18 protein-coding genes are annotated in these 19214 nt (G+C 51.4%); 13 read left to right on the top strand and 5 right to left on the bottom strand.

The genetic code is table 11. The features are described from left to right. Positions 1 to 61: 61 nt before the first annotated feature. The 3 genes from ACJJI4_RS21020 to znuC all read right to left on the bottom strand — a co-directional run bounded on the left by ACJJI4_RS21020 (position 62) and on the right by znuC (position 4524). On the bottom strand, positions 62 to 2701 hold the full coding sequence (locus ACJJI4_RS21020) for a TonB-dependent receptor (RefSeq protein WP_444926356.1): 2640 nt from the start codon (positions 2699 to 2701) through the stop codon (positions 62 to 64). Positions 2702 to 2931: 230 nt separating this feature from the next. Then, on the bottom strand, positions 2932 to 3732 hold the full coding sequence (locus ACJJI4_RS21025) for an iron chelate uptake ABC transporter family permease subunit (protein WP_413663923.1): 801 nt from the start codon (positions 3730 to 3732) through the stop codon (positions 2932 to 2934). After that, positions 3733 to 4524 carry a zinc ABC transporter ATP-binding protein ZnuC gene (gene znuC, locus ACJJI4_RS21030; protein WP_444928255.1) on the bottom strand — a complete coding sequence of 264 codons (792 nt, stop codon included), beginning with the start codon at positions 4522 to 4524 and terminating at the stop codon, positions 3733 to 3735. Between the two features lie 121 nt (positions 4525 to 4645). On the opposite strand from znuC, the gene ACJJI4_RS21035 reads away from it, so the two are divergent. Beyond that, complete coding sequence (locus tag ACJJI4_RS21035) at positions 4646 to 5548, top strand: metal ABC transporter substrate-binding protein (protein ID WP_444926357.1); 903 nt, start codon at positions 4646 to 4648, stop codon at positions 5546 to 5548. 55 nt (positions 5549 to 5603) lie between these two features. On the opposite strand, the gene ACJJI4_RS21040 is transcribed toward ACJJI4_RS21035, so the two are convergent. Beyond that, positions 5604 to 5897 (bottom strand): hypothetical protein, encoded by a 294-nt coding sequence (locus tag ACJJI4_RS21040; protein ID WP_444918683.1) that lies wholly within the window; start codon positions 5895 to 5897, stop codon positions 5604 to 5606. A gap of 334 nt (positions 5898 to 6231) precedes the next feature. Between ACJJI4_RS21040 and polA the strand changes: the two genes are divergently transcribed. From polA to ACJJI4_RS21060, 4 genes are all read left to right on the top strand, one after another. After that, complete coding sequence (gene polA / locus ACJJI4_RS21045) at positions 6232 to 8970, top strand: DNA polymerase I (RefSeq protein WP_444926358.1); 2739 nt, start codon at positions 6232 to 6234, stop codon at positions 8968 to 8970. A gap of 410 nt (positions 8971 to 9380) precedes the next feature. Beyond that, the gene (locus ACJJI4_RS21050; RefSeq protein ID WP_413663927.1) at positions 9381 to 10349 is read left to right on the top strand and encodes a ribose-phosphate diphosphokinase; all 969 of its coding nucleotides are present in this window, start codon (positions 9381 to 9383) and stop codon (positions 10347 to 10349) included. Positions 10350 to 11083: 734 nt separating this feature from the next. After that, positions 11084 to 11542: a hypothetical protein gene (locus ACJJI4_RS21055; protein WP_413663928.1), complete on the top strand. Its 459-nt coding sequence runs from the start codon at positions 11084 to 11086 to the stop codon at positions 11540 to 11542. 13 nt (positions 11543 to 11555) lie between these two features. Then, on the top strand, positions 11556 to 11768 hold the full coding sequence (locus ACJJI4_RS21060; protein WP_444895557.1) for a hypothetical protein: 213 nt from the start codon (positions 11556 to 11558) through the stop codon (positions 11766 to 11768). 75 nt (positions 11769 to 11843) lie between these two features. Here the strand turns inward: ACJJI4_RS21060 and yihA are convergent, their stop codons facing one another. After that, the gene (gene yihA, locus ACJJI4_RS21065; RefSeq protein ID WP_444926359.1) at positions 11844 to 12503 is read right to left on the bottom strand and encodes a ribosome biogenesis GTP-binding protein YihA/YsxC; all 660 of its coding nucleotides are present in this window, start codon (positions 12501 to 12503) and stop codon (positions 11844 to 11846) included. A gap of 124 nt (positions 12504 to 12627) precedes the next feature. On the opposite strand from yihA, the gene ACJJI4_RS21070 reads away from it, so the two are divergent. The 8 genes from ACJJI4_RS21070 to ACJJI4_RS21105 all read left to right on the top strand — a co-directional run bounded on the left by ACJJI4_RS21070 (position 12628) and on the right by ACJJI4_RS21105 (position 19040). Further along, entirely contained in the window at positions 12628 to 13302 is a 675-nt protein-coding gene (locus ACJJI4_RS21070) for a c-type cytochrome (RefSeq protein ID WP_444926360.1), read from the top strand. 229 nt (positions 13303 to 13531) lie between these two features. Continuing rightward, positions 13532 to 14218, top strand: a complete 687-nt coding sequence (locus ACJJI4_RS21075) for a thiol:disulfide interchange protein DsbA/DsbL (RefSeq protein ID WP_413663932.1) — start codon at positions 13532 to 13534, stop codon at positions 14216 to 14218. Positions 14219 to 14341: 123 nt separating this feature from the next. Further along, entirely contained in the window at positions 14342 to 15538 is a 1197-nt protein-coding gene (locus tag ACJJI4_RS21080) for a biotin/lipoyl attachment domain-containing protein (protein ID WP_444926361.1), read from the top strand. A 44-nt stretch (positions 15539 to 15582) separates the two neighbouring features. Beyond that, a complete protein-coding gene (locus ACJJI4_RS21085) occupies positions 15583 to 16047 on the top strand; it encodes an ecotin family protein (RefSeq protein ID WP_444926362.1) in 465 nt (154 codons plus the stop codon). 265 nt (positions 16048 to 16312) lie between these two features. Beyond that, positions 16313 to 16792: a hypothetical protein gene (locus tag ACJJI4_RS21090; RefSeq protein ID WP_282930498.1), complete on the top strand. Its 480-nt coding sequence runs from the start codon at positions 16313 to 16315 to the stop codon at positions 16790 to 16792. Between the two features lie 45 nt (positions 16793 to 16837). After that, positions 16838 to 17512, top strand: a complete 675-nt coding sequence (locus tag ACJJI4_RS21095; protein WP_282930497.1) for a hypothetical protein — start codon at positions 16838 to 16840, stop codon at positions 17510 to 17512. Positions 17513 to 17871: 359 nt separating this feature from the next. Continuing rightward, positions 17872 to 18282: an ACT domain-containing protein gene (locus ACJJI4_RS21100; protein ID WP_444911866.1), complete on the top strand. Its 411-nt coding sequence runs from the start codon at positions 17872 to 17874 to the stop codon at positions 18280 to 18282. Positions 18283 to 18296: 14 nt separating this feature from the next. Next, positions 18297 to 19040, top strand: a complete 744-nt coding sequence (locus ACJJI4_RS21105) for a hypothetical protein (protein ID WP_444906748.1) — start codon at positions 18297 to 18299, stop codon at positions 19038 to 19040. The last annotated feature ends 174 nt before the right edge of the window (positions 19041 to 19214 follow it).

The following is a 19214-nucleotide window of genomic DNA, read 5'->3' on the forward strand; positions in this document are numbered from 1 at the left end:
AGGAAATACAAAGGGGAAGCCTGATACTTCCCCTTTGTAATTTTTATGGTTTACAAAAAACTTAGAAGCTATAAGTCATCTTGCCGTAGATAAAGCGACCACGGGGATCGTGTTGTGATTCCACATATCCATAAAGATCAGTATTACCATCACCAATAGCGAAGGGTGGCTCCTCATCGAAGACATTATCCGCTCCGAGGCTCAACACCATATTCTCGAAGCCGGTATAACGGGCCTGCATATTCATGGTCAGGAAGGAGTCGACAGTACGAGTGCTATGGCTTTCATAGTCGAGAGTACCGTTGAAATCGATGTCCGGGGTATCCTCAAATTCACCAATATAGCTGAGTCCGGCGCTGAACCCAAAGTTATCAAAGGTCCAATCAGCAGTGGCGTTCCAGCGATGTTGCGGATACTCGTACTCGCCAGCCTGGTCACGGGTTATGAATGCTTCGCCGGTTGTGTCCAGTTCAACACGCTCAAACTCTGCTAGGTAGGAATAATCCAAACGCAAGCCAATCTCGCCACCTGCCAGCTCGAATCCGGTGTAAACAATAGTTAGGTCTACACCGGAGACATCTTGTTCGCCTATATTGGTATAACCGTTACGAAGGGATTGTAATGAGCCTAAAGCTTGGCCTTCAAGTGGTGTATCGCGAACACAGATCGTGCTGTCTTGATCATTACAGTGAAGGTTATAGACATAACCAAATGGAACTTCGTCAATCTTTCCTTCCTGAGTAATATTCCAGTAGTCGAGGGAAATACTGAGGTTCTCAATTGGTTCGTAAACGGCACCGATATTAAAGGATTCAGACTCTTCTGCTTCTAAGTCTGGGTTCGCCGAGTAGATAATTGTGTAATCAAGTTCGCCGCAATCTTCGATATTTATTCCATTGGCTTCACAGCCATAGGTATCAGCAAAGAATACTGATTCTTGCGAGTCACCAAGACCTATCTGAGCAAGAGATGGCGCACGAAAACCGGTGCCCCAAGAGGCACGCAGCGATAATTGGTCGGTGGCAGTCCAAAGCAAACTTGCCATTGGATTAGTGGTACTACCAAAATCGCTATAATCGTCATAACGAGCAGCCAAAGCCAGGTCGAACCTAGCGGGCAGAGGAATTGCAACTTCGACATAAGCCGAGGAGATGTCTCGGCTAGCTTTGGCATAGACAGATTCGGTGCCAAAAATCAGTCCGCGTTGGAATTGATCATCGGGTATATCTGAAACTTTTTCTTCGCGGTATTCGAGTCCAGCAGCCATAGCAACGGCACCATTGCTGGTTGCAAATAAATCGCCATTAATGGAAAAGTCGTAGCCGGTAAATTCTGATTTACCTTTTCGAACTAGGCTGGTGGTAATCGCATCAATCACCGAGTCAGGGTTTTGAACCCCACCAAAGGGATTGTAGTTGCCAGCGTTAATTTGTTCTTGTAGTAGGTCGGCTCGTACCCATCCCTGAGATTTGCTCCCAGTTTGTTCGGATTCACTGCGTGAGCGCTGTACCGATGCTTCCCAATCCCACTCGGCAATAGAGCCGCGTAATCCGAATACACCGCGAAGGTTATCGGTTTCAATATCCCATTGACGGGCTCCCGCGTCTACCGTGCGATAGTAGGCGATATCAACATCTTCGCCAAAAGGGTTGTTGGGGTGGTCTGCCAAAACATAGAGTCCAGCGGCGCCATCTAGAGGCGTCGGTGCGCCCTGTGCTACAGATGTATTGTGCTGAACGGCGATTTCGCTAAAAAACTCTATGTTGTCGCTTAGTTGTTTATGACCGAGCACTATTAGTCCTGTGCGCTCAGCCTCCGGGGTAATCAAAGTCCAGGGGCCGTAATCATACACACACACACGGCCATCAGGATTGGAGGCTATACGATCTTCTGGACAACTGGGGTCCTCTACTGTCTCTGTAGCCGTTGGCAGGATGAAACTTCCGGGAAAACCGCGAGCTGAACGAAAATTCATACCCCCACGACTGGATTGATTAGCGGTATCCAAACCACTGCGCTCGGTGCTGGATAGGCGGCTATTCTTGTGGTGGTCAAAGATAACCGTTAAATTTGAGTCATCCCCATTGATACCCCAGACCGCAGAAACGGATTGCTCATCATAACCGTCGGCACCACCGTAATCTACGGATACCTCAGCACCTTCAAAGTTTTTACGTAACACCAAATTGACTACACCGGCAACGGCATCGGAACCGTAAATTGCGGAGGCTCCGTCCTTCAGGACTTCTACCCGCTCAATCGCGGCTAGCGGAACACTATTAATATCGACGAAGTTAGTGGTTATGCCTTCGGCAAAAGCACTAATTGCAACACGACGACCATTCACCAGTACTAAGGTGGCATCGGCACCCATACCGCGCAGGCTGACAGCGGCAGCCCCATTAGCGGTAGAGTCCTGGTTGTTACCTCGGGTTGAGAAGGTGCCGTTGCCAGCGGCGGGGTTTTTCTCAAAAAGCTGCTGCAAGTTGGTGTAGCCAGACTTCTCGATAGCATCGCGATCCATTACTTGGATCGGGGTTGCTGTTTCAAATTCAGCGTTGCGACTAATACGAGAGCCGACAACAGCTACTTCTTCCATCGCCTGATCCTCGGCGGCGAAGAGTGTTTGTGGGCTAGTGGCTGCGATTGCGGTCACTATGGCTGTAGTTAATACCTTGCGACGGAGAGTGAATTTTTCCATATCGTTGTGCATCCATTTTCTTGTCATTATCCGTGACTGGCCTAATACGGCTGGTCGTCGGGCAACACTAGCAACGACAGAAAACTGACACAATTGGCTAGAGGCTAACCATCAGCTTATTGCGATAAACGGTGACAGAAATCCCATTAATAGGTGTATTTAAGCGACATTTTGCGACAAATGTAGGTATCGAACAATAAATTAGGATGAAATTAACCTGCGGTCCACTTTTAGCTGGCTCGCAGTTGTGAAGTGAGAAAGAACAGTGCTGCGGCCAGAACAATGGAGGGGCCCGCCGGTGTATTCCACAGGATAGAGGCAAGAAGACCGAGTACTACCGCTAAGCATCCCAGCAATGAGGCCAGCACCGCCATACGCTCCGGAGTGTGCGACAGTTTTCGCGCGGTAGCTGCGGGAATAATCAGCAGGGCGGTAATTAACAGAACCCCGACAACTTTCATTGCGATCGCAATCAGTATTGCCAGCATCAACATCAGAGCGATCCGCAATCGCTCGATAGGGACACCTTCCACTGAAGCCAATTCCTCGTGCAGGGTGAAAGCCAGTAACTGTTCCCACAGGAAATAAAGCAGTCCCAGGATCGTGGCGGCGGCAATGGCCATTAGTACCAGATCCTGGCCACTGACCGCGAGTAAATCTCCCAGCAACAGAGATAATAGATCCACCTTAATCTTAAAGAAACTGACGGTGACAATACCCAGTGCCAGCATGGAGTGGGACAATATGCCCAGCAGGGTATCTACAGCGAGCTTTTGGCGCTGCTGTAAATACATCAGCAGCAGTGCCAGTACACAGCAAGTAATACCGACAGCCACCGTTGGCATAATTTGAAGTACAAAACCCAGCGTCACTCCAAGAAGGGCTGAGTGAGCCAGGGTGTCGCCGAAATAGGCCATGCGTCGCCACACGGCGAAGCAGCCCAAAGGGCCGCTGACAACAGCGACCATAAGGCCGGCGGCGAGGGCGTACCAGAGAAATTGGCTGTGCAGTAATTCGCCGAAATCGACCACTTATTTTTGCTCTTTGTTTTTTGTATTTGTATGAGAGTGTTGATGATTGCAGCTGCTTGCGGGCGCAATATCTCCACTTAATTTATGTTGGTGGTTATGTTGGTGGGTATAGGGGGCGACCTTGTCCCCAAATAATTCCAGATAGGCAGGGTGGCGGCTTACTTGCTCCGGGTGTCCGTGACAGCAGATATGCTGGTTCAAACAAAGGACCCGGTCGGTTGCAGCCATAACTAAATGAAGGTCGTGGGAAACCAGTAACACACCGCAGCCGAGCTCGTCGCGCAGAGTGGCAATTAACTGGTACAACTCACTTTGACCACCGATATCGACTCCCTGCGTGGGTTCATCAAGGACAAGCAGCTGAGGTTTACGCGATGCGGCACGAGCGAGTAAGACCCGCTGCATTTCTCCACCGGATAGATTTGCCAGAGAGGCGCCCCTAAGCTGCCCTGCGCCCACCCTGTCCAATGCCGACTGCGCTTGCTCGGGCTTCATGGCCGGATGGCCAAGTTGCAAGAAGCGTTCAACTGACATGGGCATTGAGCTATCGATATGAAGCCGCTGGGGCATATAGCCAATACGCAACCCAGTTTGTCGCCACACGCGGCCCTGGCTCGGCTGGCTGAGCCCAAGCAGAAGGCGAAGGAGAGTGGTTTTACCGGCTCCATTTGGGCCAATTAAGGTGACAATCTCCCCCTGGGACAATTCGACTGTAATATCTTTAAGTAACTGCCTGCCGCCCACCTGAAGGGCGATATTGTCAGCTGTGATAAGCGGCTGGGGTGGATTCAGAATTCAATCTCCGCAGGGAAGTCTTTAAGATGTTTGCTTCCATACCTTCTTTACCGGATATGGACAACCAGGCTGGCAGCTTGGCGCTGGTTGTGATTATATCGCAATTTTTCGCCGCCTAATGTCTCTGATGTATCCCTTCAAACGTCTTTTTACAATCTCCACGGTGCTTCTATTCGGGCTCTTTCTCCCGGCTTGTAGCAAACCGGAATCCGACAGTGGTGGAGAGCTGGTTGTCAGCGTGCGCCCTTTAGCCCTGATCGCCCGGGAAATAACCGGTGAGGATATTCCTGTTCGGGTGCTGGTTGAGGGAGCAGATCCTCACCATTATGCCCCTTCGGTTTCCGACCGGGCTGCACTTGAGCGCGCCCTACTATTGGTGTGGCTGGGGCCGCAAATGGAGGGGGTATTGGCAAAACAGGCAGCGCTGTTACCAGCGGGCCGGCAAATGCAGCTGCTGGATATAGAGACCCTTGAATATGAGGGAGCCAGTGCTACCGACCCCCACCTCTGGTTGCGTCCCCGCAATGCGGCAATAGTGGCGGCGCAGATCGCAGAACGCCTGGCGCAATTACAGCCGCAGCAGGCGGAGCTGTTTATAGGGCGTGCACGGCAGTTTTCCAGTTCGATGGCCAACTTGCAGAAAGTACTCGATCGGGCCTTGTACGGATATCGCGAAGTTCCCATCGTTGTTACGCACGATGCCTATGGTCACTTTTTTGGTTCCGCAGGAGTGAAAACCCACGCTCTGGGCGATGGCAGTGGCGGGGGCTATGGTGCCAAGGCAATGCTGGATTTGTCACAGATTGGTGACGGCTGTCTATTTGGAGACATGCCGGCTAATGAACGAGATCAACAGTTGGCAGAAAACTTGGGGCTGCGTTACGCCGCTTTGGATCTGCTGGGAGATCAGTTGAGTGAAAATGCTGATTATAGGGAATTGATAGAGTCCCTCTTGTCTCAAGCCCGCACTTGCTTGAGTCAGGTTCCCGACCGCAACAAGGATAAATCAGAGGCTCCTTGAGGGCACCAAGTATCCCGCCTACCCAGGGAGGGGGCGGGATCTGGTAGGGTGGCTTCTAGGAACGATTGGTTATTTGCTGTAGTTTCTCTACCCGGGCAGCATCTCTTTCCGCTTGTTTTTGCAGTTTCTCCAGCTGCTGTTTTTGTCTCTCCAGCAAATCATTCTCTCTTTCACGGATAGCTTGCCTGAGTATTAATTCATGGCCTTCTACCTCAGACTGCTGTGAGTGTGTTTCATCAGTCGCCTCGGCTTCAGCGGTATGCTCTCCACTGCAATCCGAGCCGGCACTTGCCGAAATGGCAAAGATACTTGCGGCAAACAACAGGGTGGCACGCATCACTCCTCTCATCTTTCGAATCCTTCCTTCAACATCGGGTGGCACAGTTTTTTGGAAATAAAAGATCCCTGACTGCCTGGGGGCAGCCTGCGACAATTTGATTTCCGGGGAGTAGCGAACGCATAAGGTCGCTACCGGCAAGACTAGCCAAGCCTGGGGATTTGGTGAGATCGATGCGCCGATAGTTTTAATCGGCGGGGTAAGTCGAGTGGGCTTTTGTGCAGAGGTTGCCTACGGTGTCTGGCGGGAAAGAATCAGTAAGCGGAAAAACAGAGCGAAGGGCGTTATCCTATCGGCCTGCCGCGCGTCCTGAACGCCAAACTAAGCAAGCAAGAATTCATCGTCTATGAGTAAACAAAACACCTCAGCCGCCCCGTTGATTTTGGTGGATGGTTCCTCCTACCTTTATCGCGCTTTTCATGCGCTGCCGCCATTGACCACCAGCCAGGGTAAGCCTACTGGTGCGGTGCGCGGTGTGATTAGTATGCTGCGCCGCCACCTCAAGGAGCATCCAGGCAGTCCTGTAGTGGTTGTTTTTGATGCCAAGGGCAAGACTTTTCGCGATGAGATGTTTGCCGAATACAAATCCCACCGCCCTCCTATGCCAGATGACTTGCGTGAGCAGATTCAGCCCATTCACGACATCATCGACGCTATGGGATTGCCGCGCTTGGTGGTCGACGGTGTTGAAGCTGATGATGTGATCGGCACCCTGGCGCTGGAGGCCCAGAGCCAGGGGCAGCAAGTCATAATCTCCACCGGCGACAAAGACATGGCACAGCTGGTGCGTCCGGGCGTTACCTTGGTTAACACCATGTCCAATACCGAAATGGACAGTGAGGGCGTGACTAAGAAATTTGGCGTAGGTCCAGAACTGATTATCGATTTTCTCGCCCTGATGGGAGATAAATCCGACAATATCCCCGGAGTTCCTGGCGTGGGCGAGAAAACCGCTCTGGCACTGTTACAGAATCTGGGAGGCTTGGAGACCATTTACTCCGACCTGGATTCCATTGCACCACTGGGATTCCGTGGCTCAAAAACCCTCGGCAAAAAGATGGCTGAGCACCGCGAGGCGGCAGAACTCTCCTATAAGCTCGCCACTATCAAAACCGACGTGGAGATGCCTTATCACCCCCAGGAACTGCACAATTCAGAGCCCAATACAGAGGCACTGGTTGAGCTATTCACGCAGAATGAATTTCGCGGCTGGTTAGAAGAGCTAACCAGTGAAGAGGCTGAAGAAGCCATGGCGGAAGCCGTTGAGCGCGATTACGTCATCGTCACAGAAATTGCGGAGTTCGATGCTTGGCTGGAACAATTGAAGAGTTCAGACATCTTTGCCTTCGACACGGAAACCACCAGCCTCAATTATATGCAGGCAAAATTAGTGGGGGTGTCCTTCGCGGTGGAGCCCTATCGTGCAGCCTATGTTCCCCTGGCCCACGACTATATGGGTGCACCAGAGCAACTGCCGTTTGACGAAGTACTGGCCAAACTCAAACCCCTGCTGGAAGATCCACAGCACAAGAAGGTGGGACAGAACCTGAAGTACGACAGTCATATCCTGGCCAACTACGATATTGAATTGCGCGGCATTGCACGGGATACCATGTTGGAGTCCTATGTTCTGGACAGCACTGGCAGTCGCCACGATATGGACAGTCTCGCACTCAAGTATCTGGGGGAGAATACGGTTCACTTCGAGGATATTGCCGGTAAAGGCGTCAAACAGTTGACGTTTAACCAGATCGAGCTGGACAAAGCGGGCCCCTATGCGGCTGAAGATGCAGATATCACCCTGCGTCTCCACAATGAGTTGAGTGCGCGTCTGGAGCGAGAGCCAACTCTGGTAAAGGTACTTGATGAGATTGAAATGCCACTGCTACCAGTTCTGGCCCGTATGGAGCGTAACGGTGCTTATATCGATGCCAAGATGTTGGCGGAGCAGGGCGCTGAACTTGAGCAGCGAATGCGAGAGCTGGAACAGCAGGCTTACGAAGTAGCCGGCGAAGAGTTCAATCTGGGCTCCACCAAGCAGCTGGGGGCGATCCTGTTTGAAAAGCTGCAGATTCCAGTGATCAAGAAGACCCCCAAAGGTGCGCCCTCTACCGCTGAGGCTGTATTGCAGGAATTGGCCCACAACCACGAGCTGCCCGCACTGATAATGCAGTATCGCGGCCTGGCCAAACTGAAGAATACCTACACCGATAAACTGCCAAAGATGATCGACCCGGGTAGCGGTCGTGTACATACCTCTTATCACCAGGCAGTAGCGGCTACCGGGCGCCTGTCCTCCAGTGACCCTAACTTGCAGAATATTCCTATTCGTACAGAGGAGGGGCGCCGTATTCGTCGGGCCTTCACCGTTGACCCAAGAATCAATGGTGGCAGTGAGATCATCGCTGCGGACTACTCCCAAATTGAGCTGCGTATTATGGCTCACCTGTCTGGGGACAAAGGGTTGGTGGATGCATTTGCTCAAGGCGCAGATATTCACCGCGCGACGGCGGCAGAAGTCTTTGAAGTAGCTCAGGATGAGGTGACTGATGAGCAGCGCCGGCGGGCCAAAGCGATCAACTTTGGTTTGATTTACGGCATGTCGGCTTTTGGCCTGGCCAAGCAGTTGGATATCCCCCGGGCTGACGCCCAAACTTATATCGACCGTTACTTTGAGCGCTACCCGGGTGTATTGCGCTATATGGAGGATACCCGTGCACAGGCCGCAGAAAAGGGCTATGTGGAAACCCTGTTTGGACGCCGTCTCTATCTGCCGGAAATTAACTCACGCAATGGTATGCAGCGCCAAGCAGCAGAGCGGACCGCAATTAATGCGCCAATGCAGGGCACTGCCGCCGATATTATCAAGCGGGCCATGATCGCTGTGGATAACTGGCTCAGGGAGAAGAAGCTGGCGACCCGGATGATTATGCAAGTACACGATGAATTGGTTCTTGAAGTACCCAAGGGTGAGGTCGAAATTGTGGCCGATGGCATTGTTGAATTGATGCAAGGCGCGGCAGAACTGCACGTTCCCCTGATTGTGGATCTGGGGCAGGGCCGAGATTGGGATCAGGCGCACTAATTTGACTGAAGAAACCATCTAAGAATTGAGGGTAGGGCGCGCTGCTCGGAATGATTTGGCGCGCTCTTGTTGGTACGGATGAATAAAATGCCAATTTTTGTGTTTTGTTAGGCGTTTTTACAATCTTTTTGAAATTCCGTGGAACTGTTCCGGCGACAGCCCCTCTAAAAAGGCAAGATCGTTGGAATGCGTCATCATCCCCCAAGGAAGTCAGATGTTTGCCCCGGTACTCCCCCAAGTCCGGGGCATTTTTTTGCCTGTCTTTCAGCTCTGATCCTCCCTATCTACGCAAGCCGCAACAACTGCAACACCCGCAGTACTCCAGATCCTAAATTCCACTGTCCATACTTCTATTAAAACGTGGGCAAGGCGCTTAGCGAGTGTGAGGCGCCAGGCAGGGTACTGAGCTTATGAGCCGCATTAAGTTATTCAGTCTCGATGTGGGAGCAGACTTCGCAGGACGTGTCGCCGCGAGTCTCGGTGAACCGGTATCTCGCCATGAAGAGCGTCAATTCGATGATGGCGAACACAAAGTTCGGCCACTGGATGATGTGGAAGGGGCGGATGTTTTTCTGGTCCAATCCCTTTACACCGATACCAGCAGCTGTGTTGACCAGAAACTTATGCGCTGCCTGTTTTTCATTGGGGCGCTTCGCGATGCCGGTGCCGCGAGAGTGACTGCGGTCATCCCCTACCTTTGCTATGCACGAAAAGAGCGGCGAACCAAGTTGCGCGACCCCCTGCCGAGTCGCTATCTGGCCAGTTTTCTGGAAGCCGCCGGAGTGGATGTAGTCGTGACTATGGATGTTCACTCCCTGGCGGCCTTTGAGAACGCATTCCGCTGCCGCACCGTTCACCTGGTTTCCAACCCCCTGTTGATTGAAGTGGCGCGAATGCGTCTGTCCGGAGACCCGGGTCCCCTGGTTGTTTTGTCTCCAGATGAAGGAGGGATAAAGCGTGCAGAAAAATTCCGTTTGGCCCTTGGGGATCAGTTGGGGGTGCCGGTGGCTAGCGCATTTGTGGAGAAGTATCGCAGCGGTGCTCTGCTGAGTGGGGGAACTTTGATCGGGGAAGTTAAGGATGCCACGGTCATTATCGTCGATGACTTACTTGCTACTGGCCACACAGTTACACGGGCAGTGGACGCGGTGATAAAAGCGGGAGCGAGGCGGATTTTGGTGTTTTGTGTCCACGGACAATTTAGTCGCGATGCCCATACAGCAATGGCGCGCTTGCCGGTGGAATCAATTGTGGTGACTAATTCTCTTCCTCAGTCGCAGCTGCGAGGAAACTGTGAGTGGATAGATTGTGCGCCGTTGATTGCAGATTGTATTCGCCGCCTGCACAGCAATGGGCCTGTGGCTGAGTTAACAATTTGATAAAAATCGACTGCTTTTACTTAGAAGAACGTATGAGGCGCCAAAACACGTATTTTGTTTACACTTATTTACCAAAGGAGCGGGAACCATCGGGCTTAAGAGCCTATCCAAGTAATCAGTTCATTGTTGCTCCCTAACCCCAAAGCGTTTAGCTTTTTCTACCCCGGATGGTCCCCAACTCCGGGGTTTTTTTATGTCTTTCGTGAATTTCTGTAATTTCATTCATCGGGGTATCTGTCCTTTCCTTTTTGAATTAAGCGCTTAAATCGTTTTGTGAGCCGCTCAGCTACTTTAAGTTTTCGTATGCGGCGAGCAGGCCCTTAGATTGGCTCTCCCCAAAACTCCCGCAGAGGTTTTTCACAGTTACCCCTGGGTCCCACGACTACATTGCCTGTTATCCACTTCCGGCATAATCGATTTTGGGGCATGGCATAGGTCTAACCCAAAGGCTCAAACATGCGCTTGGGAAGCATGAAAGTTCAGCCTACCATCAAAGCATGAAAAGAAATTTTGGGATGAAAAGAACCCTCAGGCGTACCCGTCCCCCTGGGTGCGTCTGACAAGTGCCCCACCCCAAGGGCACTGTCCCCTAGCCGGCAGCCCCCATCTGCCGGCTTTTTTTATTTCATTAAATGACTCCATCACAGAAGAAAAGAAAAGTTGCTTGTGAATGCGCTTGCAAATGATAATGGTTCGCATTATCTTTAAGTTAAATCAAATATGGGGGGTTATCGGTGAATTTACGTTACTTGTGTGCCAACCATCGCCAATGGTTGACCGCTGACACGGATCGTGCAGAAAAGGCATGGCTCGATTGGATTGAGCGCGGCAAGCTTTTGCTTGAAGAGTGCAATTACGCCGAAGCAATACCTTATTTGGGATGCGCCTTCGATCTGGCCAGCTTTCTTCTGGAAAAGCAGTGGCCAACTTATGCCATTTCGGCAACGCGTTTTAGTGAAAGCGCTATCTGGTTAATGGCTGCCTACCGGGAGCTGGGTGATGAAAAACTTCGAAACTACATACTTGCCGGCGCCAGCTCAGTACTCGCCCGCGAGTTGGGCGATAGCCATAAGCAAAGGGTTGCGGCGGATTGCATCAGCTCACTCTACCCCGGAGAGACACAGCAGCAGGTACGCGAGTTCTCCACAGCCAGAATATCCGCCTGTATCAATGGCGGAAACAGAGTGCACTGAGGGGAATGAAACGATGAATGCCGATGGCAATTCCCGTCTGTTGACGATTGCCATACACGAAGAAACCCTTGCCGCTCTTCTCGCGCAGAGGTACTTACATGCAGAGGAATTGCATTGTTTAACTCCGGGGGCACGCCGACGGCTGCACCGGGTACTGCTTCGCTCCCTGATCCCCGAACAGAAGCGCAAAGCAGCGGCAACTGGTGTGCCCGGAGTTCACTTTTAGGAATTTTCTCCGGTGTGAGAAAAATTGAAGTGCTTGTGTTGCTCGGGGGGCGCTGCCCCCGGGCTCCCAGCTCGTTCAATCGTCGGAGGGTGCGGCTTCCTCTGGGATTTCCAGCCACTCATTGAGCTTGCGCTCGAGTTTGTCCAGGCCTGTTTTTTTGGTCGATGAGAAGATCTGCAGAGTGACCCCGTGATTGAGTCCCTGCTCCTTGAGGGTCTTCTCCACTGCAAAGCGAGTGTTGTTGGCTGGACCGTTCTTCAACTTGTCGGCCTTGGTTAGCAGGATGTGCACTGGGAGCTCGGCCTCTACTGCCCAGGTGAGCATATGTAGATCGAATTCCTTGAGGGGTTGGCGAATGTCCATTAGTAACACGAGTCCACGCAGGCACTCTCGCTTCTCAAGGTAGGTGGCCAGATGGCGCTGCCACTCATCTTTCATACTGCGGGCGACCTTGGCAAAGCCATAGCCAGGCAGATCCACCAGGCGCTGCTGGTCGGAGAGGCGAAAGAAGTTGATCAACTGGGTGCGTCCCGGTGTTTTAGAGGTACGCGCCAACTTGTTGTTTTCCGTGAGCGCATTGATGGCACTGGACTTCCCCGCATTGGAGCGACCGGCAAAGGCCACCTCGGCACCAAAGTCCTCCGGACACTCAGTCAGGGTGGGGGCACTGGTGAGAAATTGTATGGAACGGTAGTTCAGTTTTGGTGGTTGGGCTTTAAATTCTGAATTTGACATCGTATAAGTCTGTTTATTCGGTACACTCGCTTGGCGCGCAAGTATATAATGCCGCCGTTTTCGCGTCGCAGGACTATCGGGGGCGGTGCGAAACGCCATCTCTCAGCGCGCAACGGGACGACGTATGAACAGCATTATCAAGAACACTGCTCTGGCACTCGGTTTAGTTTTCGGCTTGGGCGCCGTGCCCTTGGCGCTGGCTGCGGGCGACGCTGCTGCGGGCAAGGCAAAAGCCGCTCAATGTGCAGCCTGCCACGGTGCAGACGGTAACAGTATTGCTCCAGCTTTTCCAAAGATTGCCGGACTCGGCGAAAAATATCTGTATAAGCAGCTTAAAGATATTAAAGGTACACCTGACGGTAAAAAGGCCCGCGATGTGCCGCAAATGATCGGTCAGTTGGACAACTTCAACGATCAGGACCTGCAGGATATCGCCGCTTACTTTGCCTCGCAGCCAATGCAGCTGACCGGATCTGAGGCTATTTCCGTGATGCTAAACAACGGTGAGAACGTCGACGGCCTGATTCTTGGACGTAAAATCTACCGTGGTGGCAATATGGAGACTGGTGTTCCCGCATGTATGGGATGCCACTCACCTGCTGGACTGGGCAATGCACCGGCCGGTTACCCTCGTCTGGGCGGTCAGTATCCAGAGTACATCGAAGCCCAGCTGAAAGCATTCCGTGCGGGTACCCGCAACAATGACGGTGAAGTTCGCACTATGCGCACCGTGGCCAAGCAACTCTCCGATGCAGAGATCAAGGCGCTGGCCAACTATATCGCAGGCCTGACTGACTAATAGTCACAGGATTTGAGTACACTGAGGCCGGTCTGCAACCGGCCTTTTTTGTGCCTGTCGCCTGAGCATAAAGCCGCTTTCCATAGACGTACTAGGCAGTTTTTGCAGTGTTTCCTTGCACGAGGGTCCGGGAACTTAAATAATCTGCGTTGTCTATTGTGTCCTCAGTGGCTCGACAGCCCGCCGCTAGATGGCGTTCGCACCACTAAATAAAAGTTGGAGAAGACTTATGAGAGCATTTCTCGCCCCGATCACGATGGTTTTTGCTGTAATGTTCAGCCTCGTTGCCTGCGCCCAGGAAAGTGGCGAGTTCAAAGCGGGCCAGCACTATGAAGTATTGCCGCAGGCTGTACCACAAAAGAGCAACGACAAGATCGAAGTGACTGAGATGTTCTGGTACGGCTGTGCCCACTGCTTCACTTTTGAGCCAACTCTGGAGCGCTGGAAAGAAAAGATGCCCAGCGATGTTGCGCTGCTGAAATTGCCAGCAATTTGGCAGCCGGTTATGGATGTACACGCTCGTCTTTACTACGTAGCAGATTCCATGGGTGTTCTGGAAAAGATGCACACGCCTATCTTTAACACCATCTACACTCAGCGCCAGATGCTGGCTGTCCGCGAAGGTCGCAACTGGGTGCCTGACTTAAAGGCTATCGAGGCTCTGTTTAACAAGCATGGTGAAGATGGTGCCAAAGCTGCGAAGCTGATGAATTCCTTCGCTATCAATAGCAAAGTTAAGCAAGGAATGGCCAATCAGCGCGCTTACAAAATGACTGGTACCCCGGAAGTTGTTGTTGCGGGTAAATACCGCATCAGTTCCTCTTTCCCCGGATATAAAGGTAAGAGCAATGGCCAGGAGCTGATGCTGCAAGTGGCGGATTACCTAATTGCCAAAGAGCGAGCGGATCGCGGCTAAGCTTTCCGATTGGAGAAACCCCGCCTCGAGCGGGGTTTTTTATTTCTACCCTAAGAAAGGTGCCCCGCAATCTGTCGAGAGGCTCCTAACATCGATCAAACTTGCCCGATCCGGAAGCCACTAATGGGATTCAAATGGATTTTACTGTTTACCCTCCTAGCTGGCTTAATCGCACCTGTTTCAGCCCAGGACACTTCAAGCAGCAATACTGTGGCCGCTCAGGCTAGCAATCTTCTCTCCTATATAGCGGTAGACTACGGCGACGCCGTAGAGAACGGGCAGCGATTGGACACTCCTCTGTATGAACTACAGAAGCAACAGGTAGAAGAAGTACTGCGTCTGGTCACTCAACTCCCCGATCGGCCTGGTCGGCAGGGTTTGCAGAAAAGCCTCTCGGACTTGCGTAAGGCGATTGAGAATAAGGATTCCGGCGCAGAGGTGCGCCGTCGAGCCAATGCAATCGCCGACCGCCTTGCTGCTTTGTATCAGCTGCAGCGGTCACCCAGTTACTCTTTGCCCTCGCCGGGTTTTATGATGCCTGTTTATCAGCAGCGGTGTGCCATCTGCCACGGTGTCGACGGTGAGGGTAGTAATGAAGGCCCAGCCCTCAATGATCTCGAGAGAATGGCGGGGTTCAGTCTCTATGATCTTTATAACACTCTGGACCCAGAAACTGACTCTATTCACACAGTCGACATTGATGGAGACTTGACCGGCCTACAGCGCTGGGCATTAGCGGTGACTGTCGCTGCTTTTCCAGTGGCAAATCAGTTGCCACCCTCTTCCGACTTGGCGACCCGTTACCCCGGCTTACTGGGACTGCCGGGAATGGCGACCACTAAACCGGCGGAACTTGAGCCAACTCTGCAACAAGCATTGATGTGGTGGCGCGGAACCCCCCACCTTGTACGCACTCTGATCCCCCCTCTTATCAGCGCAATTGGCTTGCTGCAGCTGGCGGAGACGGACTATCGAGGAGGAGATATAACAGCGGCATACGGTAAGTTAATGCTGGCTTATCGTGATGGGTATAGGCCGTTACGACAGGAGCTGCTGATTCGTGACAAGGTACTGGTGGAGCAGCTTCAGGTCCAATGGCAGCAATTGCGGGATGACTTGATTGGTGGTGCCAGTTCCACAGAAGTTATTGCCGCGTTTCAAAATCTGCGGGCGGATCTCAATCTGGCCCACTCCAAGTTGGAGCCACCAGCGATGGGGGAGGGGCGATACCTATGGACTGCCGCTCTGTTTGCTTTGGCAATCGGTTTGGGGGCGCTGCTCTGGTGGGGACTGCGAAGACAAAAGCGAACTAGACTTTAAAAAGTTTTGTCCGCCATTTCCCGGCGCAGTAGTGAGGCCATACCATGTCAAAATTAGTTGCCACTGCCTTCATGATGTTACTGGCCCTGGATTGCCACAGTTCTGAGCCTCTGGATGCATTTCCAGAGGAGGTTGATGGCAAGTTACGTCACGTTATCAAGCTGCCCAAGGTTGTCGATGAAAGTCGCTTTAGGGTTGAGTTGATACCGGGAAAAAGCCAAGTCGCGGAATGCAACTTGCAAAGCTTTAGCGCCCCATTGCGCAAGGACATACTCCCTGGCTGGGGTTACCCCTTCTATGTCCTGTCCGACCTGACCCCGACCACAGATACGCAAAAGGTCTGTGCCCAAGGCAGTGAATCCCGGCGATTTATCACCGTGCGCGGTGATGGCTTGATGCTGCCTTATAGTAGTAAGTTGCCAATGGTTATATATCTGCCACAGGGCGTGCAGTTAAAGTATCGGGTGTGGAGAGCAGACAAGAATTTTTCCGAAGCAAAATCCAGATAGTTGGACTACCGGTAAAAATGACTTGCCATTCTTTTTGTGAATTTGTCGTAAATTTGAATATTTTTAACGTTTAACCTGCCACCGTTGTAAATTGCGTCTAGCCTTACTTTTCGAGGGATGTGAAAAATAGCGCCTGAGCGTTTTTTCACGCCGATAAGTGAGGCTTTAGCCCCGTAATCGGAAAGGAAAATTGGCGACTTCCCCAGTCGTCTTTTGAATAACCCGCCCCCTGTAATGCACTGGGGCCGATACCGTAGGGCAGCGCATGAAGTTTTTGCGTCTTTTACCAAAGCGGCATTTTATCAAGCCGGTTGTTCCATTTGTCACAGCAATTTTCCTAGCGATACCAATGTGGGCCTCGGCGGAGTCCGCCCAGCAAAAGTGGGCGGGAAATTGGCTGGTTGTGAGTGAAGGCGATGATCAATTAGTGTGGCAACTGCATGCCGATGGCTCCGGATATGCCTATGGATTTAATGCCAAAGGCCTATTGACCCATGGTTTTGCCATTAACTGGCAATTGGATGGTGACCGGGTGCGAGTTAAAACGGGAACCTCGGTGCGCTGTAAGGGCGGGGTTGTATCTGTCGCATTTCGAGATTGGAGCCGTGCCACCCTCCTATTTGCAGTGATTGATGGCCGTCATTGGCTGCAGGCGGGCGGTGGACTTCTGAGCTTTCAGCGTCGGTTGGCTGATTGGCGAACCCCCAAGGCCGGTGCAAGTTGCCCGGATATTGTCAGTCGCTAGCAGCTTAATTCCGTGCGAACGCTATTTAATCCGTGCGTGGAAAAGATGAGTAGTGGGTGGGAATGGATAAAATTCTATCTCTTCCTGCCACTGCTAATTTTTGTCGTAAGTGCAAATGCCAGTGAAGAGAAACGAAAAACACTCAATGAAGGCTGGCATGCAAAATCACGCTACGATGCCAGTCAATGGGTTGGGGCCTGGCTGATTTCCCGCGATGGTGAAGCGCGGCATGTCTGGAGTCTCAAGCCCGATGGCACTGGGAGATCCTACGCTTTTTTAAGGCAAAATGGAGAGATGCAATTCGTATTTGGATACGATATTAATTGGTATTTTGATCCATTTACTCAAATGGCCAATATAAAGACCGGACGCAGAATTATTTGCAAGCGAGGGAAGATTTACCCCTATTTTCTCACTTTAAAATCCTACGAAAGCGACTATGCGGTAAGGGGAAAGTTTGCCTGGCAAACAACATGGACAGAAGTGAGTATTGGGCGAAATCGCCTGCATAAATCCTACGTAGTTTTTGTAGCCCCCCTATCCGCATGGCATGATCCAGATAGAGATTCACCCTGCCCCAAATTTCCCCGTGTGCGACTGGAAAAGGATATTGATGCGGTGCTGAAGAGCTGGGAGGTTGAACAGGATTCGTCGGAAGTGGATACAACTCCGGCACCCAATGAACCGGAATTTGATGGTGAAGAGCTGAGAAATCCGTAACTTCTCACAGTCATTGGGTCAACTTCTCTCAATAAGAAGTAATCCCATTAATATATTTTTAACTTTCCACCAGCTAAAATCCGACTTTTCTAAGCTTCAGGAAAACTCATAAAAAGATTTAGTTATTAAACTGCCAGCTCTGTTAGGAAAATAATTCTAAAAAAATGCGTGATCTTATTTTTTCCAAATTAAAATACTCTGCCGGGTAATAGAGAGCCCACAAAAAGTAGTTTTAGAGTTGGACTATTTTCACCTGAAAACAGGTATTAATCAGAAAGATTGATCCAAAAGCAGTGCGACCGTGTAGAAACCGGTCGTATTAATCAGGTTGGAGAAAACTTCCAGACGGCAAAGAAAGCATGAAAGCTGATCTATCCGTAGTGAGAGCATTGAGAACTTTGTATCCCAAGCTGCACGATGAAATCTATGTGTTTTGTCAGGTTTCAGATAGTCGGTTTACAGATATTTTGTCAGAGAGTTTGTGTTTCTTCCGAGAAGGTGAGGGAATGAGTGTGATACTGCCTCAACGTTCGGCTCGGCAATTAGATATTGCCGCAAGCGCCCCCTTTCGCCAAATCACTTTGCAGATCCTGGCTGGTCTTGATGCGGTGCGGGTTATTCCTGTGGTCGCCCAGGAATTAATGGAGGCTGGAATAGATACCAGCGTGGTATCCACACTACACCGTGACCACATTTTTGTCCCTGATGAGCGCGCGGAATTTGCAGTAAAAATTCTGCGCGGTATTCGAAATCGAGTTCAATATAGCTGATATGTAGCCTGCCAGTGCGTATCAACTATCCCCCCACAGAGCCCCACGGCGAGATTCGCCAACTGTTGCCTAATTTTTTTTATGTTCCCGGAACTATCAAACTAGCGCCGGGGGTCACTATCAATCGCAATATGGGAATCGCTCGCTGGCAGGATCACCTTACCTTGATTAATCCCATCAGATTGCGTCCACAGCAGGAGGAAAAGTTAAAAGATCTTGGGCGTGTGAGTCACGCGATACGGCTCGGCTATCACCATGGACGTGATGATCTCTACTACAGAGACCACTTTGATCTTACCTTTTGGACACAGCGCGGCTCAGATTTTTATCCGCCAAAAGCAGATAAGGTGTTGCGACAGGAGGATGTTTGTCCAATACCGGGGGGGCGCTTTATTGTCTTTTCCCAAAGTCAGTTTCCAGAAGCCGTATTGTGGCTCCCGTTTAGTGGCGGACTACTGGTCAGTTGTGATGCCCTGCAGTACTGGCAGTCATGGAATGGATGTACCTGGTTTGGTAAAAACCTGCTGAGGTTTTCTGGTATCCGCCGAGGTATGCAGATTGCTCCCTCCTGGAGAGCAAGGGTGACACCAAGTGATAAAAATCCCAGGCTGTGGTTGAAGTACGACTTCGAACAAATCCTAAGGCAGCCATTTTTGCACTTTCTTGCGGCTCATGGAGATTTTTGTGCGGATAATGCCTACGAGAAAGTAGCTTATGCGGTTGGACAAGCGTTCCCCGGTTTGGGGAAGGCTGCATAGATGAGTTTAGCGAGTACAGTCAGGGCGCAGCTCACTGGGCCTCAGCTTAGATTGCCCTAAATCGTGGTAAGATGGGCAATTGCTCGACGGTCCACAAGCACCTGTAGTGGTGCGATTTCAAATGACCTGTCCGTATCAACAATCACGCTTTGTATTCCTGAGAAGTAGCACTCC

The sequence above is a fragment of the Microbulbifer maximicatervae (SeqCode) genome, from assembly GCF_052467305.1.